Annotated in this window: 23 protein-coding genes; 4 read left to right on the top strand and 19 right to left on the bottom strand. The window is 44.9% G+C overall.

Annotation, left to right across the window (positions count from 1 at the left end; genetic code table 11):
- Positions 1-337 precede the first annotated feature (337 nt).
- The 7 genes from AC3A14_RS02075 to AC3A14_RS02045 form a co-directional block, all read right to left on the bottom strand.
- The gene (locus AC3A14_RS02075) at positions 338-886 is read right to left on the bottom strand and encodes a YqeG family HAD IIIA-type phosphatase (RefSeq protein WP_318731493.1); all 549 of its coding nucleotides are present in this window, start codon (positions 884-886) and stop codon (positions 338-340) included.
- 27 nt (positions 887-913) lie between these two features.
- Positions 914-1990, bottom strand: a complete 1077-nt coding sequence (gene mltG / locus AC3A14_RS02070; protein WP_318731492.1) for an endolytic transglycosylase MltG — start codon at positions 1988-1990, stop codon at positions 914-916.
- A gap of 86 nt (positions 1991-2076) precedes the next feature.
- The gene (locus AC3A14_RS02065) at positions 2077-2625 is read right to left on the bottom strand and encodes a DUF3727 domain-containing protein (protein ID WP_318731491.1); all 549 of its coding nucleotides are present in this window, start codon (positions 2623-2625) and stop codon (positions 2077-2079) included.
- A 170-nt stretch (positions 2626-2795) separates the two neighbouring features.
- Complete coding sequence (gene ruvX, locus AC3A14_RS02060) at positions 2796-3209, bottom strand: Holliday junction resolvase RuvX (RefSeq protein WP_318731490.1); 414 nt, start codon at positions 3207-3209, stop codon at positions 2796-2798.
- A gap of 158 nt (positions 3210-3367) precedes the next feature.
- Positions 3368-4609: a GNAT family N-acetyltransferase gene (locus AC3A14_RS02055; protein WP_318731489.1), complete on the bottom strand. Its 1242-nt coding sequence runs from the start codon at positions 4607-4609 to the stop codon at positions 3368-3370.
- Between the two features lie 48 nt (positions 4610-4657).
- On the bottom strand, positions 4658-5851 hold the full coding sequence (locus AC3A14_RS02050) for a hypothetical protein (RefSeq protein WP_318731488.1): 1194 nt from the start codon (positions 5849-5851) through the stop codon (positions 4658-4660).
- A 145-nt stretch (positions 5852-5996) separates the two neighbouring features.
- Positions 5997-6653, bottom strand: a complete 657-nt coding sequence (locus tag AC3A14_RS02045) for an NAD(P)H-binding protein (protein ID WP_318731487.1) — start codon at positions 6651-6653, stop codon at positions 5997-5999.
- A gap of 282 nt (positions 6654-6935) precedes the next feature.
- On the opposite strand from AC3A14_RS02045, the gene AC3A14_RS02040 reads away from it, so the two are divergent.
- On the top strand, positions 6936-7613 hold the full coding sequence (locus AC3A14_RS02040; protein ID WP_487778903.1) for a DUF1997 domain-containing protein: 678 nt from the start codon (positions 6936-6938) through the stop codon (positions 7611-7613).
- 77 nt (positions 7614-7690) lie between these two features.
- On the opposite strand, the gene AC3A14_RS02035 is transcribed toward AC3A14_RS02040, so the two are convergent.
- From AC3A14_RS02035 to AC3A14_RS02020, 4 genes are all read right to left on the bottom strand, one after another.
- Positions 7691-8161, bottom strand: coding sequence for a DUF4079 domain-containing protein (locus tag AC3A14_RS02035; RefSeq protein WP_318731846.1), 471 nt, complete (start codon positions 8159-8161; stop codon positions 7691-7693).
- A gap of 111 nt (positions 8162-8272) precedes the next feature.
- Positions 8273-8584 carry an urease subunit beta gene (locus tag AC3A14_RS02030; RefSeq protein WP_318700197.1) on the bottom strand — a complete coding sequence of 104 codons (312 nt, stop codon included), beginning with the start codon at positions 8582-8584 and terminating at the stop codon, positions 8273-8275.
- Between the two features lie 10 nt (positions 8585-8594).
- On the bottom strand, positions 8595-8900 hold the full coding sequence (gene ureA / locus AC3A14_RS02025) for an urease subunit gamma (protein ID WP_318700198.1): 306 nt from the start codon (positions 8898-8900) through the stop codon (positions 8595-8597).
- A gap of 82 nt (positions 8901-8982) precedes the next feature.
- Positions 8983-9822, bottom strand: coding sequence for an urease accessory protein UreD (locus AC3A14_RS02020; protein ID WP_487778902.1), 840 nt, complete (start codon positions 9820-9822; stop codon positions 8983-8985).
- 203 nt (positions 9823-10025) lie between these two features.
- Here AC3A14_RS02020 and AC3A14_RS02015 point away from each other — a divergent pair, with 203 nt between their 5' ends.
- Both AC3A14_RS02015 and rpsN read left to right on the top strand, forming a co-directional pair.
- Positions 10026-13082, top strand: a complete 3057-nt coding sequence (locus tag AC3A14_RS02015) for a PAS domain S-box protein (RefSeq protein ID WP_318731844.1) — start codon at positions 10026-10028, stop codon at positions 13080-13082.
- A 138-nt stretch (positions 13083-13220) separates the two neighbouring features.
- Positions 13221-13523 (top strand): 30S ribosomal protein S14, encoded by a 303-nt coding sequence (gene rpsN / locus AC3A14_RS02010; RefSeq protein ID WP_271940139.1) that lies wholly within the window; start codon positions 13221-13223, stop codon positions 13521-13523.
- A 28-nt stretch (positions 13524-13551) separates the two neighbouring features.
- Here rpsN and AC3A14_RS02005 read toward each other — a convergent pair whose 3' ends face one another.
- Positions 13552-13884 carry a hypothetical protein gene (locus tag AC3A14_RS02005; protein WP_318731843.1) on the bottom strand — a complete coding sequence of 111 codons (333 nt, stop codon included), beginning with the start codon at positions 13882-13884 and terminating at the stop codon, positions 13552-13554.
- 189 nt (positions 13885-14073) lie between these two features.
- On the opposite strand from AC3A14_RS02005, the gene aat reads away from it, so the two are divergent.
- Complete coding sequence (aat, locus tag AC3A14_RS02000) at positions 14074-14667, top strand: leucyl/phenylalanyl-tRNA--protein transferase (RefSeq protein ID WP_318731842.1); 594 nt, start codon at positions 14074-14076, stop codon at positions 14665-14667.
- Between the two features lie 60 nt (positions 14668-14727).
- Here the strand turns inward: aat and AC3A14_RS01995 are convergent, their stop codons facing one another.
- The 7 genes from AC3A14_RS01995 to AC3A14_RS01965 all read right to left on the bottom strand — a co-directional run bounded on the left by AC3A14_RS01995 (position 14728) and on the right by AC3A14_RS01965 (position 21420).
- On the bottom strand, positions 14728-15648 hold the full coding sequence (locus AC3A14_RS01995) for a histidine kinase dimerization/phospho-acceptor domain-containing protein (RefSeq protein ID WP_318731841.1): 921 nt from the start codon (positions 15646-15648) through the stop codon (positions 14728-14730).
- Positions 15649-15675: 27 nt separating this feature from the next.
- Positions 15676-15972, bottom strand: a complete 297-nt coding sequence (locus AC3A14_RS01990) for a hypothetical protein (protein ID WP_318731840.1) — start codon at positions 15970-15972, stop codon at positions 15676-15678.
- A gap of 138 nt (positions 15973-16110) precedes the next feature.
- Positions 16111-17190, bottom strand: coding sequence for a GDSL-type esterase/lipase family protein (locus AC3A14_RS01985; protein WP_487778901.1), 1080 nt, complete (start codon positions 17188-17190; stop codon positions 16111-16113).
- A 139-nt stretch (positions 17191-17329) separates the two neighbouring features.
- The gene (locus AC3A14_RS01980) at positions 17330-19483 is read right to left on the bottom strand and encodes a polyribonucleotide nucleotidyltransferase (protein ID WP_318731838.1); all 2154 of its coding nucleotides are present in this window, start codon (positions 19481-19483) and stop codon (positions 17330-17332) included.
- A 327-nt stretch (positions 19484-19810) separates the two neighbouring features.
- Positions 19811-20158, bottom strand: coding sequence for a toxin-antitoxin system TumE family protein (locus AC3A14_RS01975; protein ID WP_413039029.1), 348 nt, complete (start codon positions 20156-20158; stop codon positions 19811-19813).
- A 179-nt stretch (positions 20159-20337) separates the two neighbouring features.
- Positions 20338-20475 carry a hypothetical protein gene (locus AC3A14_RS01970; RefSeq protein WP_318731836.1) on the bottom strand — a complete coding sequence of 46 codons (138 nt, stop codon included), beginning with the start codon at positions 20473-20475 and terminating at the stop codon, positions 20338-20340.
- A gap of 123 nt (positions 20476-20598) precedes the next feature.
- Positions 20599-21420, bottom strand: coding sequence for a creatininase family protein (locus AC3A14_RS01965; RefSeq protein ID WP_413038607.1), 822 nt, complete (start codon positions 21418-21420; stop codon positions 20599-20601).
- Between the last annotated feature and the right edge of the window lie 19 nt (positions 21421-21439).

Here is a 21439-nt window from a genome sequence, read left to right as displayed (position 1 = left end):
AGTAGGGGCGAAACATGTTTCGCTCCTACTTCTTTTTAGCGATAGCAGAGAAGGGAGAGTTAGCCGATTCTCTATTGCCTATTGCCTCTTCCCTAGCATGAAGTGCTATATCTCGGCGATCGCAGAAGCGATCCCCAGCCTTACAGCAGCTTCCTTTACGATGTGGAAAGCGCCGGCTTCTCTATAGTGAGGGCCAGCGCTTTACCAGGGTAAAATATTTACAGGGATTTATCTTTAGGGTCTTTATATTGGCTGACCCCATTTGAATTAATTCTAATAATTGCATCAATTTGTTGATGATCCCCGATTCGTAATCTTTTCTTTATATTTCGTTTTTTCAGGTTTTATCAAGATTTGTAAAGTTTTGTGCGGAAGGACTCAAGCGAGCGCCCAACATCTGAGATAACCACACTTCAAAGGATCGAACATCAAAAGGTCGATGACCGTGGTGGGGATCGACCATGGGTTCAACTAGAATTGTAAACATTCCCAAACGATTCCCAGCTAAGACATCTGTGAACAGGCGATCGCCAACCATTGCGATCTGCTCAATCGGTAAACCCATATTTTCGGCAGCCTGACGCAATTTTCGCCGGGAAGGTTTAGCCGCTCCCATCATAAACGGTAAGTCTAAACACTCAGCGATCGCCCGAATTCTAATCCAATTTAGGTTATTACTCACAAGCCAAATGGGAACCAAGGGTTTGATCTGTGCAATCCAATTTTTTAAGTCATCAGAAGCACCTGGTGAATTTATGGGTACAAGAGTATCATCAACATCTAGGATCAGACCTTTGAGATCGTGCAAGCGCAACAAATCTGGCGTTAAATCCAAAATTGGGCCACCAAGAACGAGATCCGGTTGCAGGAGAAGATTAGAAGACATAGGACAAAAAATGAGACCCATTTAGGGTTAACGTTGTTGGGCAACTTGGTTAATCGCTTGGTTATGTTCATTGAGAGTGCGACTAAAAATATGTGTGCCATCATAGCGAGCCACAAAATAAAGATACTCCGTTGTTTCCGGATAGAGGGTTGCTTCTAAGCTCGCTGTTCCGGGAGCAGCAATCGGCGTGGGCGGTAATCCTGGATTCAAATAGGTATTATAAGGATTTGGAGTATTCACATCCTTTAAGGTCAACGGTTGATCCGGCGTTTGCTTAATTCCCAAACCATACTCCACCGTGGGATCAGCGCCTAGAGTCATTCCTGTTTGCAGTCGATTATGAAATACCCCAGAAATCACCCCTCGTTCTTGAGCAACAACCGACTCTTTTTCTACAATACTCGCCAACGTTACCCACTCCAAAAGACTCAAATCCGTTTGCGCTTGAGCTTTTTGATACAGAGGCAGGGCCACCCGTTCAAATTGAGTTAACATCTGTTGAACAATGCGATCGGCTGTCAAATTATCCCCAGAAATCTGATAAGTATCTGGAAATAAAAACCCCTCCAATTTTGGCACAGAAGGTAACCAAGGATAATCTTGGGCAGAAACTCGATTAACTGCTTCTAAAAACTCTTGGGATGTAAAAAATCCTTGGTCTTCAAAATAATCCCCCATTTGGGTCAACGTCCAGCCTTCTGGAATGGTATAGGTGGTTTGTATTACGGTTCCCAATCGGATTTGAGCCGCAATTTCCGGTAAGGACTGGGTGGGAGACAACTGATACGTTCCCGCTTGGAAATAGCCTTCTAACTCCGGTTGAAGTTTGGCTTGTAATCTAAGCCATTTTGCCCAAATATTCCAAGCCTGTTCTGAGCGAATGAGATCGAGATCGGCTAAATCCGTACCAATTTGTTGTCCCGATGTTCCAAGGCCAATTTCAACTAACACTTGATGATCCCTGGCCTCAGCACTTGCAGACATAACCGGACTAATAGCCCAACTCCACCACCGCCATCCTTGCCATCCAGAGAAGGCAACAACGATGGGTAAAAGCATTAAATAAAAGAACCACTTCGTGATTCGTGAATTACGGGTTGTCATAACCAAGCAAGTTTTATCTGATTTTACGGATGCACCCTAAATATTTTGGCAATTTATGCCATGACTAAGGATTTTGTTCTCAGGCGTTAAGCCAAGAGTTCTTCTTCTAACGTCTGTTCAATCTCTGGTAGTAAATGTTCAATTTTCTTGAGTTCACTTTCAGACAGCTCGGTGGCTTTACCATGGTCTGCCATTTTCCCGAGCAAGAAAAGTGGGTCTAAAGGTGTAGAAATTTCATACTCATCTTCACCAAAATAGAAGCTGGCTAATAACTGGAATGATTCGAGATCGCCATCAATATCTTCATCATCCTCTTCTTCTAAATCAGGAATATCTCCTTCTACAGTGAGTGTAATTCCGGTACGTTTGAGTTGCAGATTTTGTTCGGATAAAACCGCTTTAGCTAAGTTAAACAGTTCATCAATCATAGAGGGATCTTCCACCGGAACTAGATCTTCTTCCTCTCCAGAAGTTTGCCAGACAAAAATTTCGACAGGGGTATCTTTGGGCAATAAAACGAAATAGTTTTCGTTTTCATGGGTAAAGGAATATTCAATTGTGCATTCTAATTCCTGTCCCCCAGAATCGGTTAAGAATACAGTCAGGGGATCGTTCTCCATTGCTTCTTGAGCCATGAGGGTTACTTCCTATTGACCGCAGCGATCGCGGATTCACTTCGACCTTTCATCATATCTTATATGCGCTTCGCACGGCACAAGGGTAATCGGTAATGGGTAAAAGGATTTGATCGGGTTTGCCTCTTTTAGTTTAATGGAGAGGTGAATGTCCTAGAGTATTGTTCAAGTTATGCGCGATCGTCGAGCCAACGTTGCAAAATTAAGGCGGCAGCTTGGGCATCAATTAATCCTTTATTGTGAGATGGGGAGCGTTTTCGGGAGACGAGGATTTCTTTGGCCTCTAGGGACGTGCAGCGCTCATCTACATACTCGACGGGTAATTGAAGAGCCTGTTGCAGGCGATCGCTATATTTTTGCACTTGTTGAGCTTGAGTGCCTAATTGTCCATCCATCAGATAGGGCAAACCGATGATTAGAATACTGACTTCCCGTTCAATAATGATCGGCTTGAGGAGCGCCACATCTGTCTCAAAAGATTCACGATAGATGGTGGTGAGGGGGGTTGCAAGTAATCCGAGGAGATCGCATCCTGCCACCCCAATTCGTTTCTGACCAATATCCAAACCCAAAGCTGAAATCATGCAATCTCCTGTAACTTCGATCTCGCTTATCTTAACTGAAACCTAGCGAGCATAATCTATTCCGTATTCCCTAGCAGGGAATGGGGAATAGGTTATAGTAGCTGGGTTTTCAGTGGCGATCGCACTGGCAACCAGAAGCCCGGTTTCTTCGACTAAAATCATTGCTCCACCGATGAACCGTTCTCCCCAGTGCCATCCCCTTCAACTCCACCATTACCCTCTTTGTCACCAGGGGAAAGGTCTTCCGCATTCTCCTCCAGACTCAAAGAATGGAGAATTGACATCCGTCCCGGAATGGGTTTTCCGGCTGGTTGTAAGCCTTGCAGCATATCCGAGAGTTGTAGACCTTCCAGAGAAACTAACTTCGACTCCCGCAATTTATGCCAAACCGATCGCGACATCATCAACGTATGACCGATCCGACTTGCACCAATTTGCTGCAAATGTTCCTCCCGTTCCGGTTGATAATCTGCCGAAGCTAAATATAAAGGTTGGGGGGAAAACTCTTGGGTAATGCGAGCCATTTGCGCCATTAATTCTGGGTAGAGCCAAGTATAAGCCGGATGAACTGTCAACTCCGCTTGATGGTAGCCCTCACCTTGACGCTGCAAGTGTAACTGAAAATAGCCGATCGCCGCTTGCCGTTGCGTTTCAAACACATAGCCACTCACCACCTCAGTTTTCGTCCACCATTGCTTAATCCCGTCAATCACCGATTGCAACAAGGGAGTCTTAAAATCCTCCACATGGCGGTCAAAGACCTGGCGTACAAAGGGCGGCATGGCGACGGTATCCAATTGATACAGCGGCCCCGCATCGGCATTACTGACAGGTAAGAGATTGGGCAGATCCGGCTCCCGTTGGGCTAACTTCGCGAGCTGTTCCGGGGCGATCGCCCAATAGGTCATGTGAGCTAAAGGCTGAAACCCATTTTGCCGATACAGGGCAATTTCATCCGCCTCATTCACATCCACTTCCAACAACCAAGTTCTGGCTTCTCGCACCGCTTGCATACAATAGCGCAGGAGTAGGGAACCAATCCCCGATCGCGAGACTCCTGGTTTCACTCCCACGCGATCGACCCGCCAGGTACTGCGAGTGCGGTTAAAAGGCGAAATTTCGATCACCCCCACCACTTGTTCATCCGTACTTTCGGAGCGCTGACGCTGCTCTGCCACATGGATCGACAGCTTATAGCGCCAGAGATTAGGAAATAAACTTAACAGTTTTAAGACTCCAAACCACTGGCGAATATCCTGTCCCGAATAGGGTTTATCCTTACCCAGCATCGGAGAAGAAGCCCCCGTATCGAGTAAAGCTTCCACCACATCGAGGTCTCGATGTTGCAAACTCCGGATTTCCGTCTGTTTTTCTAAATTTTGGGGAGACGCTGGTATCATAGGGTATTCTCTCAATCGACAGGGGGAACGGGGGATCGGTGAGGATAATTAACCCTGGGGTCGAATCAGAACAATGGGGGTTTGTTCATCAGCATTACCCGCTGGGTTACTTCTGAGGGCTTTAGTGAGCAACTCCGTTGATAAATCTGGGGTCGCTGCTAATATTTTAACGGCTTTCAAGTCATTGACATCCACGATCGCCGCTGATAATCCCGTTTTTTCTTTAATTTTAGCTACCACCTCTTCCGGTTTTTCTGGCCCCAGGACAATAAATTGATCGAAGGGGGGCAAGGTTCCCGTCACATCATCAATTAACCGCGCTTGCTCTCCAGCGAGTTGATAAAAGACACCCGGTTTACGCAACAGAGCTTTGGCTAAAGCCCCGACCACAAAGGCAAACGCCACCCGCACTGGCCCGACGATATCCACCAACGTCTGCATTCCGCAAGCGGTAGCCAAACTCGATGTTGGGAGAAAATAATAACAAATCCGTTTGGCAACCCATCCGGGTTTTACCGTAGTGGGATGGCGCAGCCGACCTTGCATGAGGGCGATCGGGGTTTCTCCAATAGTCACGATATCTCCGGGTTGAGCATGAGGCAAAACATACCTCTCTACTACCGCTGCTGGATCGTCCCGATCGGTTAAAATATGGGTCGGAATCGGAAACACCTGCGCCCCTTCTGCCTCTCGTCCTGAAGCCAATTGGGAGGTATCGGGATACTGGAGCGCATAGACCGAATGACCCGTTTTTGGAATCCGTCCTTCTGGACCATAGGTAACATAATCAACCTGAATCCAAGCCGTTTGCACCCGTTCCAAATTCGGCCCCGTAATATCAATGCTAACTTTGAACCGTGTCTGTTTACCTACCTTGACAATATAGGCAAACCAATAATCATCATCTCGACTCGGAACATCCGAGTGCAGGGGAATCACACGAGTTTTCCAGCTTACTCCCTCCAACGATCCCTTACTGAGCAGTTCCACCTCTACGGAAACCTCTGGAACCATAATTTCCAAGGTTGAGGTTTCATTGACTAAAACGGCTTCTCCCATCAACTGATAATGGTCAGCCGCCAAAAATTCTCCTTGCCACTGTTCAAACTTCAGGGCCAGTTCATTCCCAGGACGACCTCGATATTGATTCTCAATCGCCCATAGAAGCAGGAGAGCTGAACTTCCTAGACCAATTCCAATACTTTCTGCAATCACAACCGAACCTAACCCAACGCTGATCATTTGTCTCGATTCACTATACCTGAATGGCTTGCAATTGCCATCTCCTGTTAATCTATATTGGGAATCTCAGTGTCCGTAGTCCATCGGGTGGGCAGTGCCAGCCCATTGACTTTTTTAATCTCATTATTGAGGATGACAGGAGAGATTAAACCGAAGCAAACAGATCGGAAAAGCTTTTTTCTGCTGCTTGTTCCTGAGTGACGATTTCTACAATTTTATTCCGAGACTCGGGACAGAATAGGGCTTCTACACAGACTTGAGCGACTTTCTGACGAGGAATACTGCCTTCAAATAAGGTATCCGCTTTAGACATGACAATCGCCTGGCTATTCTCTTCATTTTTTAATCCTCCAGGCCGGACAATGGTGTAGGGTAAGCCACTTTTGATTAAATAGTCTTCACCCTGCTTTTTCCACCACAATACCAACCAAAATAGATTGAGAGGATGGAAAAATTGGGAAACACACAGAGAAGATACAAGGACTAACTGTTGAATCTGTTTTTCTTGGCACACGTTTACCAAGTTTTTGATCCCTTCATAGTCTACTTGATAGGGGCCAGTGGGGTCAAAGCTCGGTCTTGCTCCCAGAGCGCTTAAAACGACGGTACTATCACCCAATGCTTGTTTGAGACTGTCGCGATTGAGTAGATCGCCCGTGACTAATTCTACTTCATCTGGGAGAATTGATCGGGCTGGTTGGCGATCGCGCACAAAGGCGATCGTGGGAATCTCTCGCTTTACTAATTCGTGAACAATCCGTTTTCCAGTTTCTCCAGTTGCTCCGGCTACAAATGCTTTCATGGTTTTTCGGGGGATTACAATTTCTCTACAAATATTAACATTACAACCTCAACCTTGGTTTTCTAAGGGTTTTCAGACCTCTGCCGATCCAGATCTCTGCCTAGGTGTGATCTGGATTATAAAAAAATAAGGATAGATTTGTACACTAAGCATTAGGTCAAATGGATTGACCCAATTGAGCCAGAAATTGGGGATCAAATCATTTGCTCGATTGAGTAAATGTGCTGGTGATAGCTTCTATTCCAGTGGCCAATTGTCGAATTATGGGGATAGTTCAAAATCATGAAGCTTCAATCGAGTTTAAGTTTAGAGCAAGACCACAATCAATCGGATGTAATTTTGGGGGCAGTTCCAGAGTACACGTCATTGGAAACTGTGGCGCAGGAAGAAATTGTCAAGGAACCGTTCCAATTTTCCACATTAGCTGAAGGAAAACTTTTATTTAATGCTCATCCCCAAACCGTTGCGAAGTATCTTGACGATCATCAAGGATGGTTTTGCCGTTGTGCAGCTCCCATGAAAGTCCGCCCCATTAGTAAGAATGGCTATGCTTTAATTATTGGTCAATTCGGTGCATTTGGCTATAATGTGGAGCCAAAAGTCGGCTTGGAAATGCAACCCCAACTTCAAGGGATCTATACAATTAACTCTATTGCTGTCCCCGATGATGCAGATCTCGGATATGAAGTTGATTTTCGCTCTTCCATGGAGTTGGTAGAAGCCGTCGATCGGGTGAGTGAAGAGGGGAGGATGACTTATGCCCAATGGACGCTAGATTTAAAGGTAAAGGTACACTTTCCCCAATTTATTCATGCTCTGCCCCAAGGTTTAATTCAAAAAACAGGCGATCGCCTCTTAGCCCAAATTGTACGTCAGGTTTCTCATTGTCTCAATCATAAAGTTCTCAAGGACTTTCACCAGACCTACAACTGTCCTTTCCCTCGCCAACCGAGAAATTAGGGGTTGGATCTATTTCTTGTTCTCTAATGCTGCTTTGGACAAGGGGGTTTGAAGCCCCTTGCCTTTCGAGGATTGATTTAAGAGAACATATTCTCTAAAATACGGTTTACAATATCCAGACCTGTTACTGCTTGCCAGACAAACAAACCCACTAAAACGGTATTGAGCGTAATATGGCTATATCGAGCGATATCGTTTCCTTTTTGCATCCAAGGGGTCAGTGCTGCCGAAATAGAAATAACTCCAGTCATTGCCAAACCGACGATTAAATGAGGACCCACAAAGAGCTTGCCATTATTAATGTAAGTAACGGCCATTCCTCCAAGAGTTCCTGTCACCATCAAGGCTAGAATAATGGAACTTATTTTATGGTGTTTGGCGTTAAATTTTCCTTTGATTAATTCTTTTTTTGCGTCACCGGTAGCGCTGCGGGTTTCACGAATTTTGAAACCCAGATACATGCTATAGAGGATCAGGGCTAATAAAACCCACATTAAGAAGGGGTGGAAGAATTGACTCCATAGTTTAATGGATTCTGGAATCTCCATGGGTGTCTCCGTGAGAAGTTGTTTACAAAACTTAACTTATCACAAAAACAGTTCCTAGTATCGTGGTAGAGCTAATTTGAGGTATAGCAGTGAATGCGTGAGTTAGGACGGTTAGTTAGGTAAAGGGCCATTAATCTGAGCTTGGAAGCCATAGACCTGGCGATCGCCTACAAAGGGAACGAGATTCACTTCCCGTTCATCCCCTGGTTCAAAACGGACAGCCGTTCCAGCCGGAATATCTAAGCGCATTCCCAAGGCCCGATCGCGCTCAAAATGTAGGGCTGAATTGACTTCATAAAAGTGAAAATGGGAGCCGATTTGAATCGGACGATCGCCCCGATTCGCTACGGAAATCGTCACCGTGGGGCGATCGGCATTCAATTCAATTTCTCCAGGTTCAACCAACAGTTCTCCAGGAATCATAAACCTTACCTCATGCACGAATTGGATCGTGGACCGTAACTAATTTTGTCCCATCTGGAAATGTGGCTTCTACTTGCACTTCAGCTAACATTTCACGAATCCCATCCATCACCTCTTCTTGAGTTAACAAGGTTGTTCCCAATTGCATCAGTTCTGCTACTGTTTTCCCTTCCCTTGCTCCTTCGAGGATAGCAGATGAAATATAGGCCACAGCTTCCGGATAATTTAGCTTCAACCCTTTTTCTTTACGTCTTTCTGCTAATAGCGCCGCCGTAAAAATCAACAATTTGTCTTTTTCTTGGGGAGTGAGTTGCATAGTCCCTTAGCCGATTAATCTATCTTTTTTTATAGCATTTATTGACAATTTTCGATCAAAATGCCAAAATCAAGGCTTAATGCTATAATGTCCAAATTCTATTCATAATTTTTTTGTCTCGTCCACGATCTGGAGATAAAATCTGCCAAACCCCCATAAACAAACGCTTTCCCTCTTCCGTAGAATATCCTCGATAGCGACAGAGGAGGCCTTGAGGCAGTCGAGTAACCCCAACGGAGAACTTTTTTTCAGAACGGGGAAAAAAGGCTTGTATCTCTTCTAGGAGCGATCGCCCGATCTCCCTCCCCAAGCAACAGAACGATCCCACCACAGGATATCCTCCCAAGCCATAATCAACTTCTAAAGCACCTTTCTGGGTCAAGCTACTCTGGGCATCAATCCACAGGGGCATTCCCTGCTGGGTGACTTGAGTTCGAGAGCGCCATTGTCCGAGATCGAAACCCTCCCCTAAGGCCGTGCGCCCTAACCTTGTCCACTCCCAGCCACACCAAATCGCTCCAGGAGATAATTCCACCTGAAGATCCTGCTGATAAAGAGCGCCGTTAAACAAAATCGTCTCCAAAGGAAACCAAATTAAGCTTGCACCTGCTTCAATCCGAATCTGTACCTGAGTTCGAGCCATTTCTCCCGCAGAGCGATAAACTTTAGTTGCGGAGGGTGTAGTCCAGAATACAGACGTTTCTGGCCTTAAATTTAGGGACACAGAAAGGCGATCTCCGCCCACTAACCCCCCTGCCGTATGCAAAAGAACACTTTGGCAGTGACCCGATCCTAGGTTGTAAAATGGACGTTGCAGCTTCAGAGGTGCAACCATCTCCTCAACAACGGGATAGGTTCGGCCCGCAGACAACCGATACTGAACCGATAATTTGCCCTGCCATTGAGTAGACTGGAGGTTCAATCTTGCTTGTGTAGGATCGAGCATTTAGCCAATGTAACGAGAACTAAGTGGGATCTTCGAGTAAAATTTAGATCTAGCATCTATCCGAACCTCTCCGAAACTCGATCAATGGGGGATTTTGCTTTTAAGGTTAAAAACGGTTTACCGATTACCCATGACCTATTCCAGCGCTTCGTGCTGTAATTGCTGAGAGACTTAAGAGTATGGCACAATCTGAATTTACTAACCTGACCATGATACCCCAAACCTTCTTGCTCTCAGCAGTTTGGGGTCAAAGTTCAGTAGCCATGGGCATTCTTGACCCGGATGCAACTTTAATCTATCTCAATTGTGCTTATGCTAAACTCCACCATGCTGCCATAGACGATCTAGTCGGTAAACCTCTAACGTTCTTTTTCCCTTCGGATTTAGAGCAAGTGACTCTAGAAACCATTCTGCCGATGAGCGATCGCCAAGACTATACTTGGAGGCTCCAAAATACTCCCGGAAAGTTTCTTAATGTAGAGATTACCCCCTTATCCCAAACCCCTAAATTCTGGCTCATTGAACTCACGCCTAAAACTCTAAGCGATGGCAAACCAATCGAAGCTCAACTGCAAGAAAGTCAAGACTGCCATCGGATTATGACCGACAATACGCAAGACTTAATCGCTCGCTATAATCCCCAAGGAATTTGTTTATATGCCTCTGGCGCTTGTGAAAAGCTACTCGGTTATACCTCTCAAGAACTGCTAGGAACTCACGTCGAAGATTTATTCCATCCCCAAGATTTACAACGCTTACAAAAAGCAGGTCAACGTCTTCTCGATCCCGCAGATATTCGCATCCTAACCTATCGGATGGGCCATAAACAGGGGCATTATTTATGGTTTGAAACCACTATTGGCCGATTATACGATCCCCAAACCCACAAACTCCAAGAACTGATTACAGTTTCTCGTGATATTACCGAGCGCCAAGATACCCAAGCAAGCTTTGAACAACAGACAGAAAAAATCACTAAGATTTTAGACAGTATTAGTGATGCCCTCTTAACCGTCGATCAGCAAAGTCATATAACGTATGTTAATGCCCAAGCTCAATGTCTTTTGTTTTCAGAACAGCATAAAATCTTAGGACAACTCTTGTGGGATTTATTGCCCGAATTTTGGCAAAAAATCTTGAAACCGGAATGTGACCAAGCTACTCTGGAGCAGAAAGCAAGACATTTGGAAACGTTTAACCCTAGTTTAACTAGATGGTTGGAAGTGGCAATTTATCCCTACACTGAGGGTTTATCTATTTCTATCCATGATATTTCCGAGCGCAAACAAGCAGAAGCCGTTTTATTAGAACGATCGGAACTGTCTACTTTAGCGGCTGAAATCGGAAAAACTTTGGGACAAGGGGGAGATTTACCTGCACTTTTAGATCGCTGTACGCAAATTTTAATTGAGCAACTCGAAGCCATTGGTGCTAGAATTTGGACATTTGATGCCGAAAGTCAGATGTTGGAGTTACAAGCCTTGGCTGGGTCAATTACCTTAACCGATCCCCTACAGGCTAGAATTCCTTTAGGCATTTCCGTGATTGGATTTATCGCTACTCGCCAACAGGCTTACTGCACCAATCATACGGCTAATGATGTTTGTATTGGCGCTCCGGCTTGGATTTCTGACCAACAGATCCAAGCCTTTGCTGGATATCCCCTGATTCTGGAAGAGCGTTTATTGGGGGTGTTAGCAGTCTTCGGTCGAAATCCCTTCAGCGAAGACCTTTATCAGATGTTAGCGTGGATTTCTGATGCGATTGCCTTAGCTATTGACCGCTCTTGGGCAAGAACTGAATTAATTAGCCGTCGAGAAGGTTTATTATTTGGATTAGCCAGTCAAATTCGTAAGTCCTTAGATCTTAATACTATTCTAGATACCGCCGTCCATGAAATTCGCAATCTTTTGCAAATTGATAGCTGTCATTTTCTCTGGTGCATTTTACCCACGAAAGATAGTCTATCCATCCATCTACCTATTTTAACGATTACTCATGAAGCTCAAGAGCGAGATTTGCCCAGTTTATTAGGTGAATATCCCATTACTCAAGTCGAGGAAGTGGTGGAAAAATTCCAATCTTTGGATATTTTCCGCATTGATGATACCCGGATCAATAGTGATGAACATCCCTATCATCAAGAATTGTTAGAAAAATTTGGCATTATGTCAGAATTATTAGTTCCTTTGCGAACTCACACCGGTCAATTGGGGGCAATTGTCTGTAGTCAATGTCACAAATCGCGAGTCTGGACCGATAGTGAGGTGGAACTATTACGAGCAGCCTGTGACCAACTGGCGATCGCCATTGACCAATCTGAACTCTATACCCAAACTCGTGCCGCTGCCTTCCATGCCCAAGCCCAAGCTCAACAATTAGAACAGACCTTGAAAAAGCTCAAACAAACTCAAGCGCAATTAGTGCAAACGGAAAAAATGTCAGGCTTAGGACAGATGGTGGCGGGTATTGCCCATGAAATTAATAATCCTGTTAATTTTATTAATGGTAATCTTCTTCATGCCAGTAATTATATTGAAGACTTATTAAAACTTTTAGAACTGTATCAGAGACACTATCCAGAACCGAATGAAGATATTCTGGACGAATCGGAAGATATTGATATTGATTTTCTGCGCGAAGATTTACCTAAAATGCTCGATTCCATGAAAGTGGGAGCGGATCGGATTAGTCAAATTGTCCTGTCACTCCGGAATTTCTCCCGGTTAGATGAAGCGGAAATGAAACCGGTTCAAATTGATGAGGGCATCGATAACACATTACTTATTTTGCAGCATCGTCTGAAAGCTAAAGGCTCATTTAGTGGCATTGATGTTATTAAAAACTATGGTGATTTGCCCCAAGTTGAATGTCACGCCAGTCAACTCAATCAAGTGTTTATGAATATCATTAGTAATAGTATTGATGCTCTAGAAAATCGAGCAGAACCTCGGCAAATTACCATTGTGACAGACTGGGGAAAACCCAAGGATTGGAAAACTCCCCATGTGGCGATCCGAATTCAAGATAATGGTCAAGGGATGACAGAAGAAGTTAAACGCCGATTATTTGATCCGTTTTTTACTACTAAACCTGTCGGTAAAGGAACAGGATTAGGCCTGTCGATTAGTTATCAGATTGTCGTCGAAAAACATCGGGGAAAAATTGATTGTTTCTCGGAACCTGGAAAAGGAACGGAATTTGTGATTAGAATCCCCATTAAGCCGGTGGGGTGAGGAGGATACGGAAACACTCAGAGGTACAGAAGGGTATCGTTTTTTAGGTTTAACCTTTAACCTCAGTAGTGGTGACAATCTAAGGAGCGTGCTATAATGGAAGATGGTGTCTTTAGAACAGAGGTGAACCAGTTACCCATGGCTAAAAAGGGTATGATCGAGCGGGAAAAGAAACGCCAAAAGCTAGTACAGAAGTATGCTCAGAAGCGCCAAGAGTTACTTGAGCAGTTCCGGAAAGCTGATGATCCAGGGGAAAAATTTGAACTCCATCGTCAAATCCAACGTCTTCCCCGTAATAGCGCTCCCAGTCGTTTGCGCAATCGCTGTTGGGCGACAGGCCGTCCTAGAGGATATTACCGCGATTTTGGCCTATCTCGCCATGTGATTCGGGAAATGGCCCACGAGGGGCTATTACCAGGAGTGGTCAAATCCAGTTGGTAGATTAGAGATAGGGATTGGCTGACAATCCCTAGCCTTGACCACAACAAGTATCAATCCCTAGACTTTGAAGTAATAAATCACTTACTGCATTGGCGATCGCAAATTCGCCATAAAAGCTTTCGGAAAAATCAAACCCCTGCATTTCAGTGATAATCGCAATCACTAGGGAACCGAGATCTGTTTCCCCTTCCAATCGATGTCTTACATAGACTTGGGTTGCTCGTTGGGCAATCTGATGATTGACTGGTTCTGGTAGAAACTCTCGATCGAGCCACTGATGCAGGGTTTTTTGTAACCATTGGCCCTCCTGTTGTGCATCTCTAGCTAGAGGTAACGTAATCGGTTGAATCGGTTCAGTCATAGATATAGTGCTTTTTTCTGGTAAGGGGTAATCAGTAGTGGGGAATAGTTATAAATAATAAGTTAAGGTCTTTCGCCGTTTTGTCAATGGACAAGCCAAGAGGTAAACGGCACAACTCAATCGGGACAACCCAGTTTTCCCCTTTCCTTGAAGAGCAACCTTCAGATTGATGAATTATAGTAGAATACTATGGATTATGATATCCCCTTAATTATTGACGGGTATCGCCAAGGCTTTTTCTTGATGTCCGAAGACGAGGATGAAAAAAAGTCCTCAACGTTAAGCTGGTATTCAAGTAATGCTCGTACTCTGATCCCCCTCGACGATCGCTTCCGATATCCGAAATCCCTGCAACGCGTTCTGAACCAAAACCGGTTTTCGGTAGCCATTAATCGTGATTTTGAGGCAGTTGTAGAAGGATGTGCCGATCGCCCCTCAACCTGGATTTCCTCAGAACTGAAAGCTATTTATTTGGCTCTGTACCGCGCGGGATGGGCCTATAGTTTTGAAACCTGGCAGAATGATACCCTAGCTGGAGGGATTTTAGGTATCGTCATTGGTGGGGCTTTTATTGGGGAATCCATGTTTTTTCGGATTCCCGATGGCTCTAAGGTAGCCATGGTCAAATTAGTTGAATGGTTGCGCGATCGCCACTTTCTCCTCTTTGATGCACAAATGATGAACCCCCATTTAGCTCGGTTCGGCGCTTATATTATCAATAATTCAGAGTATCAGGCTCTCTTACCAATAGCTGTTAAACGACCTTGCTCGTTTTACCCTTAATTTAATCACTGAAAAGAGAACTACTATACTATAAGATTACGATTATCTAGCACTTGAGCTTCAACTAACCCGTTGCTCTAAGGAAGCATATTGCCGAATCAACTCCACAATCTTTTTATCTTCAAACTGTTCAGCTAACTCAAGAATGCAATTGGCAAATTTCAAATAGCTCTGGCTTAAAGCTTTCAAGCGTAAACTTTCCTGTTCAATCACCTCAATATCCCCAATTTGAGCTGCATTATATAGGGTCATCAGTTCGCCACTAGGAGGAATCTGAGAAGCCTCTAAGGAAACTTCTATAGAGGGTTGAGGAGCTAAAGTCTTATATTCCCTAAAATCGTCTTTGTCAGAGGGATTAAGCATCTGATGCATAGTTTGCAGAACCTGATGACTACAGATTTCAATCCTGTGTAAGTGAGACTTTTGTTGTGGAGTTAGATCCGACTCACGATAGAGCATTTGGATATGACCTAAAATGCCATGTAAGGGAGTGCGAATCTCATGATTGAGATGATCGATCGAGGTGAGTTCTAGAGGTTGGTAATCAGCGACAGGAGAAGGAGACTGATGTTCTTCTTGAGTGTGAAGGTCTTGAAATTCATGGGACACTTGGAAATGGGTTTCTAATCGTGATAATAATTCTTCTGCTTCAAAGGGATTGAGTAAGTAATCGATTTGATAATCGAGATAAAAAGGATAATGATCCATGAGATCTTCTAAGGTCGTCATCGCTACCATAGGAATCGATTTCATGACAGCTTGACCACATAAGGACGTAATCCATGCCAGATTTTCAGGGTGGGCCTCACGACGATCGATTAAGATTAAGTCAGGGCGATCTTTTAGAATTTTAGTAGATTGCCCTTCTCTATAGGATAGGGTTTGCACTTGATAACCACTCTCTTGCAAAAGGCCCAGGATGCTTTTTAAATCGCTTAAAGCGTTGTAGATGACTAAAATCTTTGGCTCAGGAGTTAGCATAGTTTTAAATTCCTTTATTAACTGGGATTATTTTTTGGACGAATTGGCTGCAACACGACTTTGAGGTTGATTCATGTTTTTGCTCAACTTTGAGATTTGTTCTTGTCCTTGGATCGCAAGCGTTTCTAAGGTAGCAACCCGTTGTTCTAGGGCTGCGTACTGTTCGGGGGTCGGCTGATCTGAGGGTAGTATTCCCTGTTCTACACAGCGCTCCATAAAGCTGATAAATGCTTCTGTAGCGGTGGTTTTGCCACAAACGGTTTTGAAATCTTTCCAAAGCTTCTCATCCGTTTTAAAGGTGACTAACTTACGTTTGGCAGTCATCAGCCTGTTTTTTATCTATACGTCATCTATATGATAACATAGGTAAATAAGTTATGGACAAGTTAAGAGTGGAAGGAAATCTAAAAAATATAGCACAAAGCGCTAGACAATAGGCGATCTCCATGTCCTCGTGTCCCCCTATCCCCTGATCGCACCCTCAATTTCGATCGCATGATAGCCTCGATCCAGCAGTTGGGGATTTTCGTACTCGTGGAGTGCCTGTTGCCAAATGCTGTAACCCTGGCGACTCAGATGAATGCCATCAGTGGTTAGATTCCGGTCTAGGTTTCCTTGGTCATCGGTAAATTGAGAATAGAGATCGAGATAGGTAGCTCCTTCTTGATGGGCGATCGCCGCTAAATGTCCATTAAGATAACGGATACGCTGATTGCCAATCGCCTCTAATCTTGTGGGTAACAGGGACTGGAGAATAATTTCTGAGTTGGGGTGCTTGTGGCGTAAGGTTTCCACCATGGTGCGCCAATTTTGGATAATGACCTGATTACTGACTCCCTGACGCAAGTCGTTAATTCCAGCTAAAACAAAAATGCGATCGGGTTGAGTGGAGTTGAAAAAATGTAAGCGTTGGAGAATATGTCGAGTTGCTTCTCCTGAGACACTTTGATTCAGCCATAATTTACCTGGGGGGAGCTGGTCATGGGGGAACCAAACACTGAGGGAGTCTCCCACCAATACATTTAAGCGATTTTTTCCTTGACCGCTGGCGATCGCCTTAGCTTCTAGCTCTAATAACCATTGCCATTGTTGATGAGTCGGTTGTTCTATTGCTTTGGTCCAGCGATCGGCAAAACTATTAACCGACAAACGAGTATAAATCTTCCCTTCCTTCAACGCCGCCAGTCTTTGTTGATACAATTGCTTTCCGGATACCGGCCGCCACTCAACGGCAGCGGCAGAAGTTGCTGGTTGGGGCATTACTGGCAGTAAATTCGCCGTTCGATCCAGACTCAACTGAGCTACCTGATTTGATTGACTAAACTGGGGTTGAAAGTCATCAACTGTGGGCAAAGTATCTAACACTTCCTCAACGATTCGTGCTAAAGACAGATCGGAGGAAGCATCAGATACGGGAGGAACGAACTCATCCATTGGCAGAACGGTGAGCAGTCCATCCCCCAGATCGGTAGCTGTGCCTTGGGCCAATAGACTAAGGGCCAATAAACTATAGTGACTCATATTAGCAGATACTAACAACACTTTTTTCTTTGACAGCCGTGAGTATCCGAGTCAGGATAAGTTGGAATGGCAATAGGTAATGGCAAAGGTAATAACGCTCAAAACATGACCGACTCCCACACTATACCGAAAGGCTAGTGTGGGCTTCTGGGCAGCCTAGCTAAAAAGATTTGACCTCCTGTCTAGCCTTTTCTGCTTCCTCCGGATGAATACCCAAGCGAGTCAGATTAATGCGTCCTTTATTATCAATATCACGCACTTTGACAATCACTTCATCGCCTACAGCCACCACATCTTCGACTTTACCCACTCGTCGATCTTCCAACTGGGAAATATGGATCATGCCTTCTTTACCTGGAAGGTACTCGACAAAAGCGCCAATGGGGATAATGCGAGTGACTTTGCCCAGATAAACATCCCCTTCTTCAGGCTTTTTGGTCATGTTTTGGATCAGGTATTGGGCTTGTCTGGCTTTTTCCGGATCGGAACTATAGACCATGACCGTGCCATCATCTTCGATATCGACTTTAGCTCCAGTTTGTTCCGTAATGCCCTTAATCGTTTTTCCACCCGGCCCAATTACTAAGCCAATCCGTTCGGGGTCAATTTTGAACGTGACGATCCGAGGGGCATAGGACGATAGGTTTTCGCGAGGGGTGCTGATGGTACCGGTCATCTTTTCTAGGATATGTAACCGGGCTGGTTTGGCTTGTTTAATCGCATCAGCAATCACGCTTACCGGTAATCCAGTAATTTTCATATCCAGTTGCAGGGCGGTAATCCCGGAGTCAGTGCCGGCAACCTTAAAGTCCATATCGCCAAGAAAGTCTTCGATGCCTTGGATATCGGTCAAGATACGCACTTCATCCCCTTCTTTAATCAGACCCATGGCTGCACCACTAACGGGTTGAGCAATGGGGACACCAGCATCCATGAGACTTAGGGTTGAGCCACAGACTGACCCCATGGAGGTGGAACCGTTGGAGGAGAGAACTTCAGAGACCACCCGGATCACATAGGGGAAGTCATCTTTAGGGGGCAGTACGGGGATAATAGCCCGTTCTGCTAGAGCGCCGTGGCCAATTTCCCGACGACCGGGCGATCGCATGGGTTTGGTTTCTCCCACAGAATAAGGAGGGAAGTTGTAGTGATGGATATAGCGTTTTTGGGCATCGGGATGCAGGTCATCGAGTTCTTGGGCATCTCCAGAGGTTCCCAGGGTGACGATGGACATTACTTGGGTTAACCCTCGGTTAAAGAGAGCGCTACCGTGAACCCTAGGTGGTAATAGGCCCACCATGCAGGAGATGGGGCGAACTTCATCGAGTTTGCGTCCATCGACACGCACTCCGTCGTCCACAATTTGTTTACGCATCAGCTTCTTCGTCAAGCTTTTGAAGGTTTTGGAGATTGCCTTATCATCAGCTTCTGCGGCTTGACGAATGGAGTCGTTTTCTGGGAGTTCGGCGATCGCAGAGGAGATTTCAGTTTCTCGAATATCGTCTAGGAGCTGATCGCGGGTGGGTTTATCCAGATCAAATTGGGAAAGAATGCCTTTAATTTTCTCCGTAGCGCGATCGCTAATAAATTGGGTGAGGGTTTCATCTTCTTGAGGCACTTCGGGAATGACTAATTCGATGCCCATTTCTGCCATTAATTCCCGTTGGGCAGTAATTAAATCACAAACCGCTTCGTAACCAAAATCGATCGCCTCGATGATATCTTGTTCTGGCAGTTTGTTGGCTCCCGATTCCACCATAATCACACCATTGGGCGATCCAGCCACCACTAGGTCGAGGTCACCATTCTCCACTTCTGTATAGGTGGGGTTAATCACAAAATCATCGCCAACTAATCCCACCCGTACAGCAGCCATGGGCCCGTAAAAGGGGATTTTCGCTAACATCACCGCTAGGGATGCACCCGTGACCGCTAAAATATCGGGGGGAACCCGATCGTCCATCGATAGAGTTGTGGCTACGACTTGAATATCATCCCGCAACCAGGAGGGAAACAGGGGACGTAAGGGGCGATCGATTAAGCGACTGGTTAATATGGCTTTTTCCGAGGGTTTTCCTTCTCGACGCAAAAATCCACCTGGGACTCGCCCCGCAGCATAGAGTCGCTCTTCATAGTCAACCAGTAGGGGTAGAAAATCGATTCCTTCCCGTGCTGAAGCACGAGTTGCCGTCACTAAAACTGCCGTATCTCCCGATTGGATCAGAACTGAACCACCAGCTTGAGGCGCAAGAATTCCCACTTTGAGCCGAATATCCCGTCCGTCAAAGGATATTGACTTGTCTATCTCTACCATGCAATTCGTTACCTTTTATTGACACATCTTTTCGTTTCTTCTCTGTGGCAATCCTAACATTGATGTTTACCTGATGGTGAGAACGATCAGGTTTTTGAGTGTTTTAGCAGGGAGGACAGGGAAGCAAAGACTTCATTTTATCAGGGTTTGGGACAGTTGAGAAGCGATCGATTTCCAGCCCACAGTGGAACTAATATTTGTCCAAGGGGATTTATACCCCGTGCAATATCTTGGATAGTGACAACACCTGAATCCCTACATCTAGGTTGCCTTATTCGCGTTCTAACTCAAAGTATCAATCTCTCGCTCTAGACAATCGATAAATTCTCAAATATTGAGGGATCGACCAGGGTAGACATTCGTTTCTTCCAGGATGTGAATATGGTGCGGAAAGTTGGGCAAACCTGGAAAATGCTCAACATTGTCCCATCGTTTGCGAAGTTTCTGCTTAGTCAAATCTATCCATTGATAACGATAGCTTTCCGTAATACAAGTTGGGTCGTTAGCGGTAAAAAACTCCACAGTCTCACAAAAGTCACCATTTTTTAAGGTCAAACGGGCACGAAAATATCCTTGGTCAAGAATCGCTCGTTCCTTTACAATGGTAAAAGAGTGAATCACTGCACGAGTTAACAATTTAACCTTGATAGAAATCAAATAATCCTCAATTAACATAAATTTCAACTCGATTGCAGTAATTCTATATGCTCCTGCAAACGCTGCCACATTTCATAGAACGCATTCCATTCTACAAAATCAATGTTATCTCCAAGTTTTTCCAAGTGAAATTTTTGATGAAATTCAGCAGAAGATATCTGATAGTGTTGCTCAATTTTTTGTAACTCTTCTTCTAATTACAGACTTTTCTGTTGAGCGGTATGCAACTCCTTTCTAATGATTTTGTCTAAGGTTTTTTCAAGAGTGACATTGGCTTCTCTATGAAGATAAAAAGTTTCTAATATTTTAAGCTGGGTGAGTATTTTGGAAGTCATAGTTATAGCGCTTCGCGCTAGGTAATAGGTAATCGGGAATAGGGTCAGAGAATGCGCGAAACGCCTTCCTATCCCCTCTTCCCGATCTGATTCTAATTCTAATTCTAATTCTAATGCACTATTTTAATGCGATCGCGGTACTAGGTTGGGTCGAGAAAAATCATAGACATCTTGCAGCACTTTCGCCCAACTTTGAGCCAGGGAGTCGAGGAGGCGATCGCCAATTTCAGAGGTTGCACCTGTCGGATCGCCAAATACCCCACTTTGACTCAGTTCATGGGTTGCCCAAGCAAAGGGGAGTTTTCCTTCCATAGACAGTAGGCTATCTTCTGGGGGTAATCCTTGAGGATATTCTTTCACGGCTCGCTCCATATGCACTCGATCGGGGAGTAGGGAGAGCAAAAGGCTGGTTTCTCCCAGATCGGCGTGAATACTTAATTCTGGATGGGGTTGTGATTTGAGCAGTTCACCCGATGCATTGGGAACGCGCCAAACAAAGAGGGGAAAGACCATCAGATCCGCGTATTGGATATGCAAATCACGGGCGATAATGCTAATAATTTCAGGTTGTCCTCCATGGGCATTGAGAAAAACGAGTTTGCGAAAACCAGCGCGATAGATGCTCTCTCCCAGTTCTTTGAGTACCGCAAGCAAGGTTTGGGCACTGAGGGTAATGGTTCCTGGAAAGTTAATGTGTTCGTTAGATTTGCCGTAATATTGGGTGGGTAAGGCGTAGACTGGGATATCTTCAGGGAGCTTTTCTAGTGCTTTTCCTAAGACTCCAGTGGCGATCGCCGAATCGACAATTAAGGGTAAATGGGGTCCATGTTGCTCAATTGCCCCTATGGGTTGCACAATCACCACATTTTCTTTATTGGGCATATCCCGAATCTCGGTCCAAGTTAAATAAGGGAAAAAGCGATGGGGAGGAATAAAGCTATGCATCATTTTAATGGGAGCCGTC

The sequence above is a fragment of the Roseofilum sp. genome, assembly GCF_982964205.1.
Note: the sequence above shows the minus strand (reverse complement) of the source record. Positions and strands in the feature narration are given on the sequence as shown.